The sequence below is a fragment of the Pseudoalteromonas obscura genome (assembly GCF_030135505.1).
Lineage (GTDB): Bacteria > Pseudomonadota > Gammaproteobacteria > Enterobacterales > Alteromonadaceae > Pseudoalteromonas > Pseudoalteromonas obscura.
Map to the genome: position 1 here is coordinate 254,142 of NZ_JASJUT010000006.1, position 18,766 is coordinate 272,907.

The following is an 18,766-nucleotide window of genomic DNA, read 5'->3' on the forward strand; positions in this document are numbered from 1 at the left end:
CTTAAATTATGATGACAACAGCAAGCATTGCACAATATCTGAGTTACTATAGAGATAAGCGACTACTAACTGTTTTTGCTTTTGGCATGAGCCAGGGGTTTCCTTGGGTTCTTATCGGCTCGGTAATGTCTGCTTGGCTCAAAGATGAAGGCCTTAGTCGCAGCTTAATTGGGCTATTTGGCATTGTATTTAGCGCCTACACGATTAATTTTTTGTGGTCGCCTTTAGTTGACCGCTTAACTCTCCCTCTCATAGGTAAAAAGCTCGGTCAAAGAAGGAGTTGGATTTTTTTAGGGCAGCTTGTCATCACGCTGAGCGCAGCTTGCTTGGCCTTTGTCGACCTAAAAAACAGCTTATTTTACGCCGCGTTGCTGTGCTTTGTAATCGCGCTGTTTGCCGCAACACATGATATTGCAATTGATGGCTATCGAATTGACGTTCTACCACAATCTGAAAGTGAAAAGTCGACAGCCGCAGCAGCTATGGCAACGTCAGGGTGGTGGACTGGCTATGCACTACTTGGGGCCATCCCATTTTTCGCAGCGGATCTACCCAATGTGAGTTGGCCTGACATATACCTACTATTGGCTGTAATAATGGCACTACTGTCAGTTGTCACAATATTGGCAAAAGAGCCCGATTCTCATCGCGATACAGCGCAGGCCCAGATACAAAAAGCATACGAACAGAAATTATCTCAGCTCGGTCATTCTCGCGCGAATAAGCTCCTTGCATGGCTAGGAGTCACGCTCGTTGCCCCCTTTGTTAGTTTTTTCAACAAAAATGGTGTTAAAACGGCACTTGCACTATTAACTTTTATCTTTTTGTTTAAGATTGGTGAAGCTTTTCTAGCCCGCATGTCGATTGTTTTCTACAAAGAAGTGGGGTTTAGCAATACCCAAATTGCGCAGTATTCAAAACTTGGGACAGGCCTTATTACCATCATTTTTGCCTTTTTAGGGAGCATCTTTAACCATAAATATGGCATTGTAAAAGGACTTTTCATCAGTGGCATTGCAATGGCTGCGTCCAATTTGATTTTCTCTTGGATAGCCATAGCTGGACCAAAGGAGTCACTATATGCACTGGCAATTGTTGTCGATGGCTTTACACAAGCATGGTCACTCGTTGCCATGGTCGCATTTATTTCAATGCTCTGTGACAGAACATTCAGCGCAACACATTACGCTTTACTTGCCTCTTTGGGTAGTTTAGGCCGAACTGTATTATCTAGTTATAGCGGAGTAGTCATTGATGATTGGCTAGGCGGGAACTGGGCTGTATTTTTTGTCATCACAGCACTCATGGTTATCCCTTCGTTGCTGTTTCTCTATTTTATAAGGCACAAACTGTATGCCATTGAAGCTGCATATAAACAGCAAGACTAAGGTGCACTTCCCTGCACCTTGTTTTCTTAATCCCGTTGCAGGTTAAAGCTCTTCTTTATTAATTAAAGACAAGCCTTCATACGGGTCAACTTCCAACGCTTCACAGTAACGTAAGAATTCAATTACATCCAAACGGCGCTCTTGGTTTTCAATCTTTCCAATGAAAGAATGTGGCGTTCCTAAAACTTGAGCTAGGCTACGCATTGTATGACCTTTCTCATGACGCTTTGATTTCAACCATTTTGTTAACTTTCCGTTTTCTTCCGAAGAAACCGTTTTACCCATCATAAATAAACATCTCCTACTCGATGATTAATCTCAACTGGCCTTGTGAAATTTGCCCGTCTCACTCGGCTGTATAATGTAGCTTAAATTATTTCGCTAGAGGCCTTACAGGCCTTGCACATTTCCTGTATCGACAACAGGGTTGTTCCTATGTACCCAATTAGGTATAGACTATCTTAACGCTAAATCCTAATAAAATTTCAAAAAACTATATTCGTTTTTTTCATGTAGGGTACAAGGTACACTTTAACAAAAATTTTATATCTTGTACCAGTATTTGAAATAATTTATTTTTCTTTAAAAAATAAGTATTTACAGCTAATCTTAAAAATAACGTAAAAAAAGGGCTTCAGAATGATCCGAATTTTATTTTTATTGCCACTGGCTTTATGCTTTGGATGGTATTACTTCTTGCGGGTTAATAATATACCTATCAAGCAAGGAAAACGTGGTTTTATCTATATTCTTCTCTTTTCAGCATTTATCTTGGGCTTTTTTGTTCTGATGATCCATGTCACCAATCCGACATAAAAAAGCCATGCAATTGCATGGCTTTATTCATGTTTAACTTGGCTCAACTAGACGCTAAAGCTTGCACCACAACCGCAAGTAGTCGTCGCATTCGGGTTATTTACAAAAAAGCGTGCGCCTTCTAATCCCTCAGTGTAATCAACTATCCCATCAACCAAATATTGAATACTCATAGGGTCAACCACCATGACCACACCGTTTTTTTCAATTTCCAAATCGCCTGGATTAACTTTTTCATCAAACGTGAAGCCATATTGAAACCCAGAGCATCCTCCGCCAGTTACGTATACGCGAAGCTTTAATTCAGGATTTTCCTCTTCAGCAATCAACTCTTTTACGCGCGCAGCCGCTGCATCGCTAAACTTTATCGGTAACTCTTCTGACATGTGCGTTCGACCCTTGTACAATAATTAGCGGAATTATCTAATACCCGACTATTTTAATCAAGTATCTCTGAGCGCTGCACGGCGCGTAGTTGCTAAATTAACATCCCCCTCGGTGGAATATCATAAAGCAAATTTATAGCAGGGACTTAGCATTAATCTTTTGATAAAATAAAGAGATAATTTCAATCTCAAGCGATGAACTATGACACTTGACCAAGTTAGACGGCGCCTTGCACAACCTCGAACATCAGCACAACTATGTCTGCTTGGCGTTTGTGCAGGTTTAATTGCTGCCGTATTAATAATCTTATTCAGATTAATGATCGAGTTAGTTCAGTCTGCATTCCTAGATAGTCATGATGACTTTACTTCTCTTGCCGAACATCAAAGACTTTTATTACCCGTCGGCGCGGCTCTAGTCATCGCCCTTTTTGCTAATTTAACTGGGTTTAAGCACTATCGACTTGGTATTCCCTTTGTCATTAACCGTATCAAACTTCATTATGGCCATATGCCAATCTGGAACTCCGTAAACCAATTCTTTGGCGGCGGTATTGCGCTCATTTGCGGTTTTTCAGTTGGTCGTGAAGGGCCTTCCGTACATATGGGCGCAACTGGCGCAAGTGTCCTTACAGAACGTCTTCACTTACCTCACAACGCTGCGAGAACACTAGCAGGCTGTGGTGTAGCAGCAGGCATTGCAGCGTCATTCAATACCCCATTAGCCGCTGTTATATTTGTTATGGAAGTTGTACTGAGAGAATACAAAATTCATATTTTCGTTCCTATTATGCTTGCAGCTGTCACAGGCGCACTGGCTACACAATTTGTATTTGGCAATGTTTCTGAGCTCTCTCTAATTCAAATTGAAATGTTAAGCTTCTGGCACTACCCATACCTTATCCTTTGTGGTTTTGCGCTTGGCGCAGTTGCTTTTGCGTTTAATCAAAACCTCATGCTCATTATTAAAACCTTCAAACCAATCAGTATGTTTCCTCGCTTGCTACTCGCAGGACTCATTGCTGGCCTAATTGGATACTTAGTACCTGAAGCCATGGGCTCTGGCATGAGCGCTATTAAGCTAGCTATCGAAACGCCAGACGACTTACAGCTACTTACCACAATTTTTATCGCCAAGTTACTCGCCACGTTATTTGCCATTGGCCTTGGTATTCCTGGCGGGTTGATTGGCCCGGTAATCGGACTTGGCGTTGTGATGGGTACCTTGATGGCATTTTTTGCCCAATTTATCTCTCCCGATGTAAACGTCGCTGGCACATATGGCGTACTTGGTATGGCAGGGTTATTAGCAGCAACATTACACGCTCCATTGGCTGCATTGACTGCTGTGATGGAGCTAACTTCCAATCCACAGATTGTTGTTCCAGCTATGCTCGTTATTTCAACAGCTTATGTGACAGCACTGCAAGTGTTTGGCAACCGTTCTATTTTTATTCAGCAGCTTGATTTCCAAGGCCTACCCTACCAAGTTTCTCCAGCGAAAGAAGCGTTACAAAAAGTGGGGATCGTAGAGGAAATGGAAGAAGACTTTAAGCTGCTTTACTCAAGCGATAAAAACCAAATTAAAGACACTCTTTCGGCCGTTGACAGCCAAACACCTCTCATTATCTATGATGAACAAAAGGGCTACCGCCTCGCAGAATACGACTTGACGCTGGTATCAGACGACAGCGCAACCGTTAAATATATCCCACTTCAAGGCCTGAGTACTCAGGCTACACTTGCAGAAGCATTTGAAATCTTGAAAGATAAACGTTCTGGTGCGGTGTATGTTTACAACCAAAAAGACAGTCTCCAGATCATGGGCGTGGTGCGTTGGGATAAATTACGGCATATTCTAACAATGAGAAACAGTTTACTTTAATTAAAAATAAGGGGCACTATGAGCGCTTTGCTGATTTACAAAGCTTTGCACATCTTTTTTATGGTCGCGTGGTTTGCAGGCATTTTCTACTTGCCTCGGCTATTTATCTATCACACCATGACTGAAGAAAAAGCATGCTCTGCCATGCTCAAAATTATGGAGCGACGACTGCTATACTTCGTGACGCCTTTTGCAGTACTCACCACCATTTTTGGTGTGCTGACTATTGTTGAATACGGCAGGGAGTGGTTTAAATACAATTTATGGCTTCACTATAAGCTGGTCTTTGTGATCATTCTTTATATTTATCATGCCTATTGTTTCAAACTGTTGGCAGACTTTAAGCACGACCGAAATATTCGCAGTACACGTTTTTATCGCTTTTTTAACGAGTTTCCAGTGTTCTTGCTGTTACCCATCATATTGCTCGCAGTCTTAAAACCATTTTTTTAATACAAATATGACGGTATCCTGCCGTCATACTCTCCTGTTGACGTTCAATTATGCTATCATATCGTTCCAGTAACCTGCTGTTGCCAAGGTTATCTCGGTTAGGAGCGCACCCTTGCCTCCTGTTGTCAATCTGTGATTAGGAATCGCCGCATGCTAAGTTTCCAAGGTGAAAACATCCTTTCTGTCAATCAACTCGATAGAGAAGCCATTGAATTAATTTTTGACGTCGCCAAGCGCATGGAGCCGTATGCCAAAAAGCATAAACGTACTCAAGTGCTTGAAGGTGCCGTACTCGCAAATTTATTCTTTGAACCTAGTACCCGTACACGAGTCAGTTTTGGTACTGCATTTAACTTATTAGGTGGCCTAGTAAGAGAAACCACCGGCATGCAAAGCTCCGCCTTAGCAAAAGGTGAGTCACTATATGATACTGCCCGTGTTATCTCTGCCTATGCTGACGCGGTTGCCATGCGCCATCCAGATGCAGGCAGTGTCGCAGAGTTTGCGACAGGCTCTGATGTGCCGGTACTCAATGGCGGTGATGGCCCGAACGAACACCCAACCCAAGCACTATTAGATCTATTGACAATCGACCGTGAACTCAGCCGTTTCGATCGCACAGTCGACGGTATGCATATCGCTTTAGTCGGTGATTTGAAGTATGGTCGCACCGTACACTCATTGTCCAAACTACTGTGCCATTATAAAAATATTAAATTCTCTATGGTTGCACCTGATGGTTTGCAAATGCCTGACTACGTGCTCGACGCGGTCTCTAATGCAGGTCATCAAATTGAACTTGTTTCTCAAATGGAAGGTAACCTCGCAGCGGATATCGTCTACCAAACACGTATTCAAGAAGAGCGTTTTCCATCGCAAGAAGAAGCCAATAAATATCGTGGCGGATTTAGAATTAGCCAAGCAATTTACGATGCGCATTGTAAACCTGAGTCTGTATTGATGCACCCACTTCCAAGAGATAGCCGCAGTGACGCCAATGAGCTAGACAACGATTTAAACAGTAACGATAACTTAGCCATCTTCAGACAAGTGCAAAACGGTGTACTGATCCGAATGGCACTTTTCGCACTAACACTGGGTGTAGAAAATAAAGTACAACAGTATGAAACAAACGTACCTTGGTTCAGCAGAAAACGTCAAAGTTAATCAAGAAGGACACATTATGACAATTAGCCAAGATTTATTTGAGCGTGCACAAGCTTCCATCCCAGGCGGTGTAAACTCACCAGTAAGAGCGTTTAACGGCGTTGGCGGCACACCTTTGTTTATTACAAAAGCAGAAGGCCCTTTCACCTTTGATGCTGATGATAACCGTTACATCGACTATGTTGGCTCGTGGGGGCCAATGATACTTGGCCACAATCACCCAGCTATCAAACAAGCGGTGTTAGACGCTGTTGAAAATGGCTTAAGCTATGGTGCGCCAACCGAGACCGAAATCTTGATGGCTGAAAAAGTCAAAGAGTTGGTTCCATCAATTGAAACTGTGCGTATGGTCAGTTCAGGTACCGAAGCAACCATGAGTGCTATACGTCTTGCTCGTGGCTATACAGGCAGAGATAAAATCCTTAAGTTTGAGGGTTGCTATCATGGTCATGCTGACTCTTTGCTAGTAAAAGCGGGTTCTGGAGCGCTCACCATGGGCGTTCCCAATTCACCAGGCATTCCTGAAGACTTTGCCAAACATACACTGACGGTATCGTTTAACAATATGGATGAAGTCAAAGCGATCTTTGCCGAGTATAAAGACGAAATCGCATGCATCATCGTAGAGCCAGTTGCTGGTAACATGAACTGCATCCCTCCTGTTGAGGGCTTTTTAGAAGGTCTTCGTGCAATTTGTGATGAACACAAGTCAGTACTTATTTTCGATGAAGTAATGACTGGTTTCCGCGTTGCCCTTGGTGGTGCTCAAGCATACTACAACATCGAGCCTGATCTGACGTGCCTAGGCAAGGTCATCGGCGGTGGGATGCCAGTAGGTGCTTTTGGTGGTAAACGTGAGATCATGGATTACATTGCACCTGTTGGCCCTGTATATCAAGCTGGCACCTTATCTGGTAACCCAATTGCGATGGCGGCAGGCTTAAAAGCTCTAGAGCTTCTCTCTGAGCCTGGTCTACACGATGCATTGGAAGCAAAAAGCAAAGCCTTATGCGCCGGTTTCCAAGCTGCGGCTGATAAACATGGTATTGAGCTTACGACCAACTATGCCGGTGGCATGTTTGGCTTTTTCTTTACTTCAGCACAGCGTGTCGATAGCTACCAGCAAGCAACAGAATGTGACTTGGAGAAATTCAAACGCTTCTTTCACTTAATGTTAGACGAAGGCGTATACCTTGCGCCATCTGCGTTTGAAGCAGGTTTTGTCAGCACAATGCATGGCGATAAAGATATCGAAAACACAATATCTGCCGCAGATCGCGCATTTGCAAAGCTAATAGCAAAATAAGTAGCACAAAATGCCAACTTAGTTTGGTTGTTAAGTGCATAAGAAAAAGCCCATTAAGGGCTTTTTTTTCATATTGAAAAAAAATTTCTGTTTCTTTGAACTATTCTTTGTCTTAATAAGGTCTCTATTTCGTGACTCAATAACAAAGATTTAAATTATGACAGGACTCAGATCGCTATGTAGCCCCGCCATCTCATTTATGGCTCAGTTAAAATATAAAACAAAAATCAGTCTGGTATTCGGTATTTTACTATTGCCTTTGGCACTAAGTCTGTTTTTTTTAAATTCAACTTTGACTCACTCAATTGAAGTCAGCCAACAACAGCAGCAAGGTCTGAACCTCTACCCTAAACTGCTAGAAAACATTATTAATAACCGCCAGAAAGATAATCAAAGGCTGCTCTCCCAAAATGGCTTTTCAGTCAATGCAAAGGCATCTAACACACCGTTAGAGCAAGTATCCATTGCCTCTAAGTTAGCTATTGATAACGATTTAAGTCGCTCATACTTAAATCGCTCTTTGGTGGAGTCTCTCCCCAAAGTTGTATATCAGATAAACAATATCGCAGAGCAGGCCAATGCCATAATTAGCAGAGGCCGTTTTACGCCAGACTCATTTATCGCGCTATCCAACCTCAACAAAGCTCTGCCCATAGTAAAAGCTCAGCTGTTAGATAAACTAGAAGTTGCCACGCAAGAAAGCCCTTTTGTTAAGCAGCAGCTTTCTGGCCAAATTGACGCACTCAATAATGCTTTAGACCAATACCAGCATGCAATTAGAACAAAATTGCTCGAGCCAGATGATATTGAGCTGACGGCCAGCGCTTTTGCCAGCAATCACAGAAATGTACAACGAAAAACTCAAGATTTAATCGAAGCCGCGCTACCCACATTAAAAACCTTACTTCAGGAGAAGCTCAGTACGGAACAAACGATACGAAACCTTGTTGCTTCAGCATCCCTACTGAGTCTGTTTGTCGCTCTCTATCTAATGCTAGGTTTTTATTTTGCCGTTGTTGATACCATTTCTGAGTTTTCGGTGTCTGCACAAAAAGCAGCACAGGGCGACTTACGTGCTAGGGCTGTATCCCGTGGAGATGATGAATTAAATGATATCGTTGCACAATATAACCGGGTGTTAGATGCCTTTACTGAATTATTAGCTGATGTGCACAACACCACCAGCGACCTGCATCATGCTACCGACAAGCTAAGTCACATAAGCCAAGACACCCGCCATGATGTCGCCCAACAACAAATTAAAATTTCCGGTATTCATAATGCCCTTTCCGATATGGCCAATGCCGCAGATTCAGTAGAAACCTCAGCACAACACGCGACTGAGCTGGCTAGTGCCGCCGCTCAACAAGTTAAACAGGGCAGTGTGAATACGACTGAACTCGCCCAACATATGACAGTGTTACAGCGCGAGTTTGAAGAAAGTAGACAAGCGTTAGACAAACTTGCTCAAGACAGCCAAAACATCAGCAAGGTAAGCTTGGGGATCAGTGAAATTGCTGAACAGACAAATTTACTGGCTCTCAATGCGGCCATAGAAGCTGCACGAGCGGGAGAGCAAGGTAGAGGGTTTGCAGTTGTTGCAGATGAAGTGCGCACACTTGCCAAACGCACCCAACAACAAACTGAGGAAATCCATTCGATTATCAAGTCATTGCAAAGCGCCTCGAACAATACTCAGCAAAAAATGCTGAGTAGCGTTGAAAAAATGGAGCGAGGGGTCAGTGCAGCTAATGAGACTAATCAAATATTGAGTGCTGCGGAGCAAAGCATGACAGATATCGATCAACAAGGACATGTCATTCGAGAGCTAGTTCAGCAGCAAACACAAGCAACACAGCAAGCGCTTTCTGAATCCAGCGAAATTAGCGATCTTGCTGAACATACCTTGGGCTCGGCGGAAGCGACACAAGATGACGCCCATCAGCTCAGCAGCATGGCAGCTAATTTAAAGTCTGCCATGAGTCAGTTTAGAACATAAGATCTATTTGCAACTTGGGCGCGGGTTAAATAGCTCCGCCCGTAGAGGCAACTGGATAGTTGGCCCGCAGTGTGGTGCAGCTTGCTTACCGGTTGCTTTACTAACAAACGCCCACTTAACTCCTGCAGGCCGCTCGTCCACAATAGCCTGCGGATTAAGAGGTTTCAAATAGCGAATATAAAGCTCTAGTGCGCCTCTTCCACCAGTCAGCTTTGCTGGTTTATTATCATCTCGGCCGATCCAAGTTACCGTAACGGTATTGTGGTCGAATCCGGTAAACCAGCTGTCTCTCAAATCATTACTTGTCCCTGTTTTACCCGCCAACTGAATCGACGGAAAGTGCTTATTAAGACGCTTGCCAGTACCACTTTTGGTTACTCTTTTTAAGCCATATTTCGTCATGTACACAGACACTGGATCAAACCTTTGCTCTTGCTCTGGTTGGTGTTTGTAGAGCGTTTTTCCACTGGCGTTTGTGATCGCAGAAATACTGGTCAATTCACTATAACGTCCATCGGCAGCCAGTGTTGTGTACATTTGAGCAACATCAAAACTAGAAAGCTCCACAGCCCCTAGCAGCATTGAAGGGTAAGTCGGAATATCACTTTTTATCCCCAGCTCAGTCATAGTATCTGCGACTTTATGTACCCCAACGTCCAACCCAAGGTTTACTGCTGGTATGTTCAAACTTTTGCTGAACGCTTCGTAAAGAGGCACCTGACCACGAAACTCATGATCAAAATTCTCTGGAGACCAAGTCTTGCCTGATGCATCAGTAACTTGCAATGGCGAGTCATCGACCAAAGTGCCCAGATTGTAGTCTCTTTGCAGTGCCGTTAAGTAAATTGCTGGCTTGACCAAAGAGCCGACACTGCGTCTCGTATCCAACACACGATTAAAACCAGAAAAACGCATTTGTCTGCCTGCCACCAATGCAGACACTCCGGATTTTTCCGCATTTACAGATAACATCGCAACTTCCAGTCCGGAAGTGCCAAAACGGCGCTCTAAATAAGGCAAGCCAGAGGTGATAGCCTCTTCCATCGCACTTTGTTTTTGCAATTCAAAATACGTAAATATCCTCACACCTGCGTGAATAATATCATCATTTGGCACTAAGCCTTTCAGCTCTCGATTTACCAACTCCAGATAACCCGGATAAGACTGCAATAAACTTTCTTTTAGCGGCTGAATCTCAATTTTACGCTCTAGTGACTGACGGTATTCAGTGGTTGTAATGATGCCATTTTCTGCCATCAGCCTAAGTACCAGATCTCGACGCTCCATAGACCGCTCTTGGTACCTTCGCGGGTTGTAATAAGAAGGCCCTTTGACCATCGCAACCAACAACGCAATTTGGTCGAACTCTAACTCATCTACAGGCTTAGCGAAGTAAAACTCCGAAGCCAGCCCCATACCATGTACACCTTGGTTGTATGCTTGACCCAAATAAACTTCATTGAGGTAAGCTTCCAATATTTCATCTTTGCTATATCGGTAGTCCAAGATCAACGCGATAAAAGCTTCATTGATTTTGCGTACAATTGAACGTTCACGGGTCAGGTAGAAGTTTTTAGCCAACTGCTGAGTGAGCGTACTGCCCCCCTGCACTGTCCTTCCCGCTCGAATATTGCTGTAAAGGGCGCGCATTATTGACCATACGGATACTCCGTGGTGTTCGTAAAAATTGCGATCTTCGACGGCCAATAGCGCTTGTTTGAGTACATTAGGAAATTTTTCTAAAGGAACAAACTCGCGGTCTTGATTGGTCTCATTCCCGATCCGTGCAATTTGCACAGGCTCTAGACGCTCAGATGAAGTTCGTCTCCCACTCTTATCAACGACACTTGCCAGTTTTTTTCCGGCAAAGTTAAGCGTAAAGACTTTTGCCGACTCTTCGCCTTCATAAAATTCAAAAGCGCGACGGTATATGGTGATTGTGCGACCTTGGACCAGATATTGTCCGGTTCTTTTAATGCGATTTACACGAGAATAATTTAGTCGATCCAACTCCCAAATCACTTCATCTTCTGACAAATACTGGTCGGGATAAAAGGTCATCGCTCGTGCGTATACTTGCACTGGAAGTTGCCATTTATTGCCTTCAAATTGCTTGCTCACTTTCGCATCTAGGTATACAACGTACATAGCAACCGCACAGCAAACTGCCAGGCCACCTTTCCAAAATAGCGACCACAGCGTTTGTAAAACCCGGGATTTAAATACCCCTAAACGCTCCTTAATAGGCATTTTTTTAGAATTCGATGACTTCTTAGTTGCGCGCTTCGGCTTTGATTTACTTGCAGGGGTACGTTTTTTCTCTGACATTTACCGGAGTAATTTTTACGATATCTAGAATGATGCTAGAGTAACTTAGATTAACGGTCACTGAAACCAAAAAAGCAGGCTAAAGCCTGCTTTTTTAATCTTTTAACTGTTAGTGGTTACGTATCGTGACAAACTCTGGATACGCGTCAACCCCACAGTCATGTTGGTCCATACCACTGAGTTCTTCCTCTTCGCTTACTCGGATCCCCATGGTCTTTTTCAAAAGAGCCCAGACCAAATAAGAGGTAACAAACACAAAACCGAGAATGGATATAAGCCCAATTAACTGAGATACAAAATTAGCTTCGCTATTTGAAAATGGCACCATCATTATCCCTAAGCAACCACATACACCATGAACAGAAATAGCACCGACCGGATCATCAATTTTGAATTTATCCAATGTAACGATACTGAACACCACCAAACTGCCACCTAATGCACCTATGATACAGGCTAAAAGCGGTGTTGGAGAGGCGGGTTCCGCTGTAATGCTCACTAATCCAGCCAGCGCCCCATTTAAGATCATCGTTAAATCCGCTTTTTTCCACATGACTTTACAGACCAACAGTGCAGATATCGCACCAGCGGCTGCGGCAGCATTGGTATTAAGCATAATTTGACTCACTGCAATGGCATTTTCTTTGTCGGCTAAAAACAATTGAGATCCCCCATTAAAGCCAAACCATCCCATCCACAAAATAAAGGTGCCGAGTGTTGCTAGTGGCAAATTAGAACCCGGGATTGGGTATATTTCGCCGTGCTTACCATACTTTCCTTTTCTCGCCCCTAACAGCAATACTCCCGCAAGTGCAGCCGCAGCCCCCGCGCCATGAACAATTGCGGAGCCAGCAAAGTCAACAAAACCCAGTTCAGATAAAAATCCAGCCCCCCAGCTCCAATACCCTTGAATTGGATAAATAACGCCGGTCAATACCACGGTGAACAATAAAAACGCCCACAACTTCATGCGCTCGGCGACCGCTCCTGAGACAATAGACATAGCCGTGGCTACGAAAACTACTTGGAAGAAAAAATCAGACTCTAGTGCATGATCCGCATCCGCTGAGGCTTCTCCAATCAGTGCGCCAAAGCTTGGTACAAATCCACCTTCTGAATTTCCTACATACATGATGTTGTAACCAATCAACAAGTACATAGTGCATGCGATTGCATACAACGCGATATTCTTGGTTAAAATTTCGGTGGTGTTTTTTGATCTGACCAATCCCGCCTCTAACATGGCAAACCCCGCAGCCATCCACATCACTAAAACGCCCGATATCAAGAAGTAAAACGTGTTGAGCGAGAATTGTAATTCTATAATTGTGTTGTCCATCAGTTGCCTCTCAAATTGCTTCTTCGTCTAATTCACCAGTGCGGATCCGCACTATTTGCTCTAGGTCATACACAAAAATTTTTCCATCACCGATTTTTCCAGTATTGGCTGCTTGTGTTAGTGTATCTACGACCCGCTGACAATTTTCACTGTGTGTTGCAATTTCGAGTTTTATTTTGGGAATAAAGTCGACTTGATACTCAGCACCTCGATATAGCTCAGTGTGACCTCGCTGTCTGCCAAACCCTTTGACATCGACAACCGTCATACCTTCAATGCCTAATTCGGCGAGCGCCTCGCGAACTTCATCCAATTTAAATGGCTTAATAATCGCACTTATCATTTTCATCGTTGACCTCCGGAGGAGTGTGATTCCTATTGTTGATGGAATACACAATCCAACCTTTATGCCAACAAAATTAGATGTTACTAATCAATAAGATAAGATATTTTTTGAGATGGGAAATTGCAAAAAGTGCACTTAGGTGGTGCACTCTTCCAATATTTGATTTGATTTGGTGCAGGCACCAACTGCACTATTACGGCCTTGTGCTTTTGCTTGATACAAAGCTTTATCTGCGTGACGCATTACCTCACTCAATGTGGGAAATTCACATCGTGCGATACCTATACTTACAGTGCAATGTAACTTGTGCTCATCTATGGAGAACATGTTCTCGGCAAACTTTCTTCGGAAATCATCAAACGTAGCTTTTGCTTTCTTTATATCTTGCTCCGCTAACAAAACAGCAAATTCCTCTCCACCGACGCGAGAAACGAGGCTATCTGAGAATGAATCTGTCAGCAGCTGGGCAACTTGGGTAAGGATACTATCCCCACCTAAATGACCATATTTATCGTTAATCTCTTTAAATAGGTCCAAGTCCAGCAGAGCCAAGCAGCTATGTTGTATGCCTGTTTTAAGTAACTTGTCCATTTGCTGGCAGAAATAACGGCGGTTATACAAACCAGTTAGATAATCACGATGAGCATAATCTTTAATATCAGCAATTAAATTTAGCTGCTCCATCGTTTGCATTACTCGACAATGAAACTCTTCGTTCATAAAAGGTTTCATTAAAAAATCATTGGCACCATATTTAATAAACTTGGCAGAAAGACCGTGTGTTCCAGCACCGGACAAGCCAACAATAGCAAGGTCATCACGCCCTCGGAAGTTACGCACAGCTTTAACCAACTCAAAACCATCCATCGTTGGCATAGCATAATCGGTAAGCAGTAGTTTAATCTCTTGCTCAGCCTTCAACATAGTAAGCGCTTGCTCACCATCTTGAGCTTCAAAAACAGTAAACAGCTGCTTTTCTAACATTTGTCTCATTACCGCTCGACTGATCATGGAATCATCGGCAATGAGTGCTTTGCAGCCCTGGTTTCTTAACAATCGACTGACGAGTTTAATCGCATACAAGTAGGAATCACGATTATCCTTAATCACATAATCAACCACACCCATTTCGAGCATTTGTTGGCGACTATATTCATCAATTTTAGAGGTCAGTACGACTGTGGGGACATTCTGGCTCAAAGTTAACTGCACCACCTCTGCGTCCATCGCATCAGGTAAAGTTAAATCGACCAAGGCCAAGGTGTAGCGGTTGCTTTTTAGTAATGCTTTACTTTCCTTGAGTGACCAAGCAAAGTCTATATCGACATTTAAATGTTGTGATGCCAAATGGCGTAAGATTTGTTGAACAACCTTACTATCTTCAACAATTAATACTTTTTGCATGGAAGCTTTCTCTAGTGACTGCAATGAGAGATGTAGTTAAACAAGAATTTAACAGGGCTAAATACTTTAATACTACAGACATAAGGGTGAAATATACGCGATTTTTGTGACAAAAAAAACCTACATCACCCCTAATTGGTAAACAAATTGTAATAGGCTGCGAATATTGCTATTTAGTCTCATTCACTTTGAATTCAGCGCAAAAAAAGCATTAAATGGACACTATTAGTGAATTCTGAGGATTACCATGACCGCTGTACCTAAAATAATATCAGGTCTATTGTTGCTTTGCATTAGCGCCATCAGTGCCGCCAATGTTAAACAAACTGAAAAACTAAGTTTTGATATCGATCATCAAATCACAACAAAACATAAAGCAACAATAAATGGCACTCGCCTAAATTATACGGTCTCCACTGGTACGCAACCACTGTGGGACAATGAAGGCAACCCCATTGCATCACTACACTATACCTATTACACAAAAGATAAGGTTAAAGATCTGTCGAAACGCCCGCTCCTTATCTCCTTTAATGGTGGACCAGGCTCCGCATCTGTATGGATGCATATCGCATATACCGGGCCTAGAGTATTAAAAATTGATGATGAGGGTTTCCCTGTTCAACCCTACGGGCTTAGAGATAACCCATACTCGGTGTTAGACACAACCGATATCGTATTTGTAAACCCTGTCAACACTGGATATTCAAGAGTGCTACCTGACAGTAACGGAAAAATGCCAAGTAAAGAATTGCAAAAAAAGCAGTTTTTTGGAGTCAATGCCGATGTCAAATATCTCGCAACTTGGCTAAATACCTTTATCAACCGCCATGACAGAGCGCTATCGCCTAAGTTTTTAATAGGAGAAAGTTACGGCACGACACGAGTCGCAGGGCTGGCACATGAGCTGCAAAACAAGCAATGGATGTACTTAAATGGAGTTATTTTAGTCTCTCCTACCGATATTGGTATTAAGCGAGAGGGACCTGTAAAAGCAGCAAATCGATTGCCGTATTTTGCCGCCACCGCATGGTACCACCAAGCGCTCAGCGAGGAGCTACAAAATAAAGACCTGCTTGAACTTCTAGAGGAAGTCGAAGCTTACACACTAAACCACTATTTACCAGCTTTGGCTAAAGGCGCCATGATCAGCGCACAAGAGAAACAATCTGTGATCACTCAAGTTGCAAAGTACGCTGGTTTATCTGAGCTATTTGTCGCACAGAATAACTTGGATATTCCAAATTCAGCGTTTTGGAAAGAACTTCTACGCGAGAGAGAGTTCACCGTTGGTCGGCTAGATTCTCGTTACCTTGGCATAGACAAACGCACCGCTGGTGACATACCTGATTACTGGCCAGAACTAACATCTTGGTTGCATTCATTCACGCCAGCAATCAATCATTATTTCCGCCAAGAACTAAATTATAAAACTGACATTAAATACAATATGTTTGGTCCGGTGCGTCCTTGGGACCAAACAAAAAATAACGTGGGTGAGCGATTACGCTTAGCGATGGCACAAAACCCTTATCTACATGTCATGGTGCAATCCGGGTATTACGACGGCGCAACTAACTATTTTGATGGTAAATACAATTTATGGCATTTAGATCCAAGCGGAAAAATGAAAGAACGTTTAAGCTTTAAAGGTTACCGCTCAGGTCATATGATGTATTTGCGTTATGACGACCTCAAATTATCAAATCAAGACTTAAGAAATTTCATTTTAAAGGCAACACCTAAAGCCGGACAGTCTGCGAAGTACTAATATCATCAATGGTGTGAAAGTATTGCTTTCACACCATCTCAGCCCTCAAAGCACGCTTTTGCTCTACATTGTTGATTTACTTAGATGGCTCTTTGGCCGAAACCCAAACCGCATTTTCTACTGAATAGCTTGCTCTTAGACAAATTCCGTTGCTGACATTGATAACCGCCTCCCACTTCAACGGATTAATTAAATGCTTACGATAACTTTTTGGGTATACTCTTCATATTAGAACGAAAATAGGATCATATATGAGTGACCAATTTAGAGTTGTCTTTGTAGGGTTTAATGCCGATACCGATAGCCAAAACGCTATGGAGAGTCTCGCTGTAAAATTAGGCGTGTCGAAGGAAAAAATTGTCGCGTTTACACAGGGCAGACCACTCTTTGGCGCCGCTGATAAGAATAAATGCTTGAAACAAGCGAAACTGTTGGCTATTTACGGGTTTCAAAGTAAGGTACAACCGCTACAAAATAGTGCGCCTAGTACTGCACAAGTAGATACTGCTGCCAACGAACGCGTCTTTGAAGCACTTGATTACATCACCAGTAGCCTGATCCGCATTGAAGAAAAATTAGAAGAACTAGAGCAACGGATAGACGTACAAACGAAAAGCATTGACGAGAAAGATGACGAGCAATGGCAAAACGATGAGCTGTTTGATGAGCTGGACTTAGACTCAGAACCTAAGCCCAAATCTAAAAAGCTACTTTTTACACTGTTAGTTATTTTATTTATATTGCTTATCGTACTTGGGTTCAGCCTTGCTTTTCCAGAGATGGTGAAGTTCTAATGCAAAAAAATTCAAGTTCAAATATAAAAAGTTCGGAGTTGAGAAAAAATATTCGAATTGAAGTACGTAAACGAAGAAAATCTTTAGATGAAAATTTTCAAACTCAAGCTGAATCCTCTCTAAATATTAATTTTTTTCAACACATAAACCCTGCAAAAAACACCGCTATTGGGGTCTACCTTTCAAATGACGGAGAGCTTGAAACAAACCTTTTAATTCAATCACTTTGGGATAAAAATATCGCAGTATTTTTACCCGTTATACACCCTTTTAACGGCAAAACTTTGCTGTTCCAAAGGTATGAAAAAAACTCAACCATGACTCAAAACCGCTATGCTATCTTAGAACCTAAATTGAATTGCAGTGAAATTTGCCCAATTGATCAACTTGATTTCTTACTTATGCCATTAGTTGCATTTGACGAACAAGGAAACAGGTTAGGTATGGGTGGCGGTTATTACGATAGAACCTTGGCAACATATTATAACCAAGGTTGGACAAAACCTCGTTTAATTGGACTTGCTCATGATTGCCAAAAGGTCAGTCAATTACCAATTGAAGCTTGGGACGTTCCTCTTCCTGAGATATTGACGCCAACTCAATATTACCAATGGGGCTGATTTACTGCCGTTGCTAAAAATAGTGCTCTGTATGCAATTTATAATCATACAACTCGAGTGTTTAAGCGTATAATCTCAGCTTAATTAAAGACAACAAAGTGATTACGTTATGACACAAGATGAAATGAAAAAAGCAGCCGCGTGGGCAGCCCTTGAACATGTACAAGAAAATACAATTGTTGGTGTAGGCACAGGCTCCACGGTTAATCATTTTATAGACGCACTGGGAAGCATCAAAGATGAAATAAAAGGTGCTGTCTCTAGTTCAGAAGCTTCTACTGAAAAGCTCAAAGCACTCGGTATTGAAGTATTTGAATTAAATGATGTAGCCCAACTTGACGTCTATGTTGATGGTGCCGATGAGATTAACGAGCACGGTCATATGATTAAAGGTGGCGGCGCGGCATTAACTCGTGAAAAAATCGTTGCGGCTGTTGCTGACAAGTTTGTTTGTATCGTCGACGAAAGCAAACATGTCGACACATTAGGCAGTTTTCCACTGCCTGTTGAAGTTATTCCAATGGCGCGTAGCTATGTAGCCAGAGAACTTCTTAAACTTGGTGGAGATCCTGTCTACCGCCAAGGTGTGATCACAGATAACAGCAACGTCATTTTAGATGTTCACGGATTGAATATTACAGATCCAAAAGCACTTGAAGAACAAATTAACCAAATCGTCGGTGTTGTCACAAATGGACTATTTGCCCATAGGGGAGCAAACATCGTAATTACAGGGACACCACAAGGTCCACAAACTAGGTAAT

General features: G+C 42.6%; 17 protein-coding genes. 11 read left to right on the plus strand and 6 right to left on the minus strand.

What is annotated here, in order from left to right:
* Nucleotides 1-8 precede the first annotated feature (8 nt).
* A complete protein-coding gene (locus QNM18_RS15775; protein ID WP_284137749.1) occupies nucleotides 9-1,388 on the plus strand; it encodes an AmpG family muropeptide MFS transporter in 1,380 nt (459 codons plus the stop codon).
* Between the two features lie 42 nt (nucleotides 1,389-1,430).
* Here the strand turns inward: QNM18_RS15775 and QNM18_RS15780 are convergent, their stop codons facing one another.
* On the minus strand, nucleotides 1,431-1,676 hold the full coding sequence (locus tag QNM18_RS15780; protein ID WP_023399554.1) for a helix-turn-helix domain-containing protein: 246 nt from the start codon (nucleotides 1,674-1,676) through the stop codon (nucleotides 1,431-1,433).
* A 351-nt stretch (nucleotides 1,677-2,027) separates the two neighbouring features.
* Between QNM18_RS15780 and QNM18_RS15785 the strand changes: the two genes are divergently transcribed.
* Entirely contained in the window at nucleotides 2,028-2,204 is a 177-nt protein-coding gene (locus tag QNM18_RS15785; protein ID WP_211012749.1) for a hypothetical protein, read from the plus strand.
* 47 nt (nucleotides 2,205-2,251) lie between these two features.
* Here the strand turns inward: QNM18_RS15785 and erpA are convergent, their stop codons facing one another.
* Complete coding sequence (gene erpA / locus QNM18_RS15790) at nucleotides 2,252-2,590, minus strand: iron-sulfur cluster insertion protein ErpA (protein WP_023399553.1); 339 nt, start codon at nucleotides 2,588-2,590, stop codon at nucleotides 2,252-2,254.
* A gap of 202 nt (nucleotides 2,591-2,792) precedes the next feature.
* On the opposite strand from erpA, the gene QNM18_RS15795 reads away from it, so the two are divergent.
* The 5 genes from QNM18_RS15795 to QNM18_RS15815 all read left to right on the plus strand — a co-directional run bounded on the left by QNM18_RS15795 (nucleotide 2,793) and on the right by QNM18_RS15815 (nucleotide 9,400).
* A complete protein-coding gene (locus QNM18_RS15795; protein WP_211012748.1) occupies nucleotides 2,793-4,475 on the plus strand; it encodes a chloride channel protein in 1,683 nt (560 codons plus the stop codon).
* 18 nt (nucleotides 4,476-4,493) lie between these two features.
* Entirely contained in the window at nucleotides 4,494-4,928 is a 435-nt protein-coding gene (locus QNM18_RS15800) for a CopD family protein (protein ID WP_211012747.1), read from the plus strand.
* A 150-nt stretch (nucleotides 4,929-5,078) separates the two neighbouring features.
* The gene (locus tag QNM18_RS15805) at nucleotides 5,079-6,095 is read left to right on the plus strand and encodes an aspartate carbamoyltransferase (protein WP_039611702.1); all 1,017 of its coding nucleotides are present in this window, start codon (nucleotides 5,079-5,081) and stop codon (nucleotides 6,093-6,095) included.
* Nucleotides 6,096-6,111: 16 nt separating this feature from the next.
* Entirely contained in the window at nucleotides 6,112-7,401 is a 1,290-nt protein-coding gene (gene hemL, locus QNM18_RS15810; protein ID WP_284137773.1) for a glutamate-1-semialdehyde 2,1-aminomutase, read from the plus strand.
* Between the two features lie 157 nt (nucleotides 7,402-7,558).
* Entirely contained in the window at nucleotides 7,559-9,400 is a 1,842-nt protein-coding gene (locus tag QNM18_RS15815; protein WP_211012746.1) for a methyl-accepting chemotaxis protein, read from the plus strand.
* A gap of 3 nt (nucleotides 9,401-9,403) precedes the next feature.
* Here QNM18_RS15815 and mrcB read toward each other — a convergent pair whose 3' ends face one another.
* The 4 genes from mrcB to QNM18_RS15835 all read right to left on the minus strand — a co-directional run bounded on the left by mrcB (nucleotide 9,404) and on the right by QNM18_RS15835 (nucleotide 14,817).
* Nucleotides 9,404-11,650 carry a penicillin-binding protein 1B gene (gene mrcB, locus QNM18_RS15820; protein ID WP_417714821.1) on the minus strand — a complete coding sequence of 749 codons (2,247 nt, stop codon included), beginning with the start codon at nucleotides 11,648-11,650 and terminating at the stop codon, nucleotides 9,404-9,406.
* A gap of 187 nt (nucleotides 11,651-11,837) precedes the next feature.
* Nucleotides 11,838-13,067 (minus strand): ammonium transporter, encoded by a 1,230-nt coding sequence (locus tag QNM18_RS15825; RefSeq protein WP_211012744.1) that lies wholly within the window; start codon nucleotides 13,065-13,067, stop codon nucleotides 11,838-11,840.
* A 10-nt stretch (nucleotides 13,068-13,077) separates the two neighbouring features.
* Entirely contained in the window at nucleotides 13,078-13,416 is a 339-nt protein-coding gene (locus tag QNM18_RS15830; protein ID WP_023399545.1) for a P-II family nitrogen regulator, read from the minus strand.
* A 132-nt stretch (nucleotides 13,417-13,548) separates the two neighbouring features.
* Nucleotides 13,549-14,817: a response regulator gene (locus tag QNM18_RS15835; protein ID WP_284137751.1), complete on the minus strand. Its 1,269-nt coding sequence runs from the start codon at nucleotides 14,815-14,817 to the stop codon at nucleotides 13,549-13,551.
* 247 nt (nucleotides 14,818-15,064) lie between these two features.
* Here QNM18_RS15835 and QNM18_RS15840 point away from each other — a divergent pair, with 247 nt between their 5' ends.
* The 4 genes from QNM18_RS15840 (at nucleotide 15,065) to rpiA (ending at nucleotide 18,765) form a co-directional block, all read left to right on the plus strand.
* Nucleotides 15,065-16,588: a S10 family peptidase gene (locus QNM18_RS15840; protein ID WP_284137752.1), complete on the plus strand. Its 1,524-nt coding sequence runs from the start codon at nucleotides 15,065-15,067 to the stop codon at nucleotides 16,586-16,588.
* A gap of 251 nt (nucleotides 16,589-16,839) precedes the next feature.
* Nucleotides 16,840-17,382, plus strand: a complete 543-nt coding sequence (locus QNM18_RS15845; RefSeq protein WP_211012741.1) for a hypothetical protein — start codon at nucleotides 16,840-16,842, stop codon at nucleotides 17,380-17,382.
* Nucleotides 17,382-18,002, plus strand: a complete 621-nt coding sequence (locus QNM18_RS15850) for a 5-formyltetrahydrofolate cyclo-ligase (protein ID WP_284137753.1) — start codon at nucleotides 17,382-17,384, stop codon at nucleotides 18,000-18,002. Before QNM18_RS15845 ends, QNM18_RS15850 begins: the two co-directional genes overlap by 1 nt.
* Nucleotides 18,003-18,111: 109 nt before the next feature.
* Nucleotides 18,112-18,765 (plus strand): ribose-5-phosphate isomerase RpiA, encoded by a 654-nt coding sequence (gene rpiA / locus QNM18_RS15855; protein WP_284137754.1) that lies wholly within the window; start codon nucleotides 18,112-18,114, stop codon nucleotides 18,763-18,765.
* Nucleotide 18,766: the final 1 nt, after the last annotated feature.

Bases quoted from the DNA above. Each gene is read 5' to 3' on its own strand.
- QNM18_RS15775 (WP_284137749.1), top strand. From the start codon at position 9: ATGATGACAACAGCAAGCATTGCACAATATCTGAGTTACTATAGAGAT.
- QNM18_RS15780 (WP_023399554.1), bottom strand. From the start codon at position 1,676: ATGATGGGTAAAACGGTTTCTTCGGAAGAAAACGGAAAGTTAACAAAA.
- QNM18_RS15785 (WP_211012749.1), top strand. From the start codon at position 2,028: ATGATCCGAATTTTATTTTTATTGCCACTGGCTTTATGCTTTGGATGG.
- erpA (WP_023399553.1), bottom strand. From the start codon at position 2,590: ATGTCAGAAGAGTTACCGATAAAGTTTAGCGATGCAGCGGCTGCGCGC.
- QNM18_RS15795 (WP_211012748.1), top strand. From the start codon at position 2,793: ATGACACTTGACCAAGTTAGACGGCGCCTTGCACAACCTCGAACATCA.
- QNM18_RS15800 (WP_211012747.1), top strand. From the start codon at position 4,494: ATGAGCGCTTTGCTGATTTACAAAGCTTTGCACATCTTTTTTATGGTC.
- QNM18_RS15805 (WP_039611702.1), top strand. From the start codon at position 5,079: ATGCTAAGTTTCCAAGGTGAAAACATCCTTTCTGTCAATCAACTCGAT.
- hemL (WP_284137773.1), top strand. From the start codon at position 6,112: ATGACAATTAGCCAAGATTTATTTGAGCGTGCACAAGCTTCCATCCCA.
- QNM18_RS15815 (WP_211012746.1), top strand. From the start codon at position 7,559: ATGACAGGACTCAGATCGCTATGTAGCCCCGCCATCTCATTTATGGCT.
- mrcB (WP_417714821.1), bottom strand. From the start codon at position 11,650: ATGCCTATTAAGGAGCGTTTAGGGGTATTTAAATCCCGGGTTTTACAA.
- QNM18_RS15825 (WP_211012744.1), bottom strand. From the start codon at position 13,067: ATGGACAACACAATTATAGAATTACAATTCTCGCTCAACACGTTTTAC.
- QNM18_RS15830 (WP_023399545.1), bottom strand. From the start codon at position 13,416: ATGAAAATGATAAGTGCGATTATTAAGCCATTTAAATTGGATGAAGTT.
- QNM18_RS15835 (WP_284137751.1), bottom strand. From the start codon at position 14,817: ATGCAAAAAGTATTAATTGTTGAAGATAGTAAGGTTGTTCAACAAATC.
- QNM18_RS15840 (WP_284137752.1), top strand. From the start codon at position 15,065: ATGACCGCTGTACCTAAAATAATATCAGGTCTATTGTTGCTTTGCATT.
- QNM18_RS15845 (WP_211012741.1), top strand. From the start codon at position 16,840: ATGAGTGACCAATTTAGAGTTGTCTTTGTAGGGTTTAATGCCGATACC.
- QNM18_RS15850 (WP_284137753.1), top strand. From the start codon at position 17,382: ATGCAAAAAAATTCAAGTTCAAATATAAAAAGTTCGGAGTTGAGAAAA.
- rpiA (WP_284137754.1), top strand. From the start codon at position 18,112: ATGACACAAGATGAAATGAAAAAAGCAGCCGCGTGGGCAGCCCTTGAA.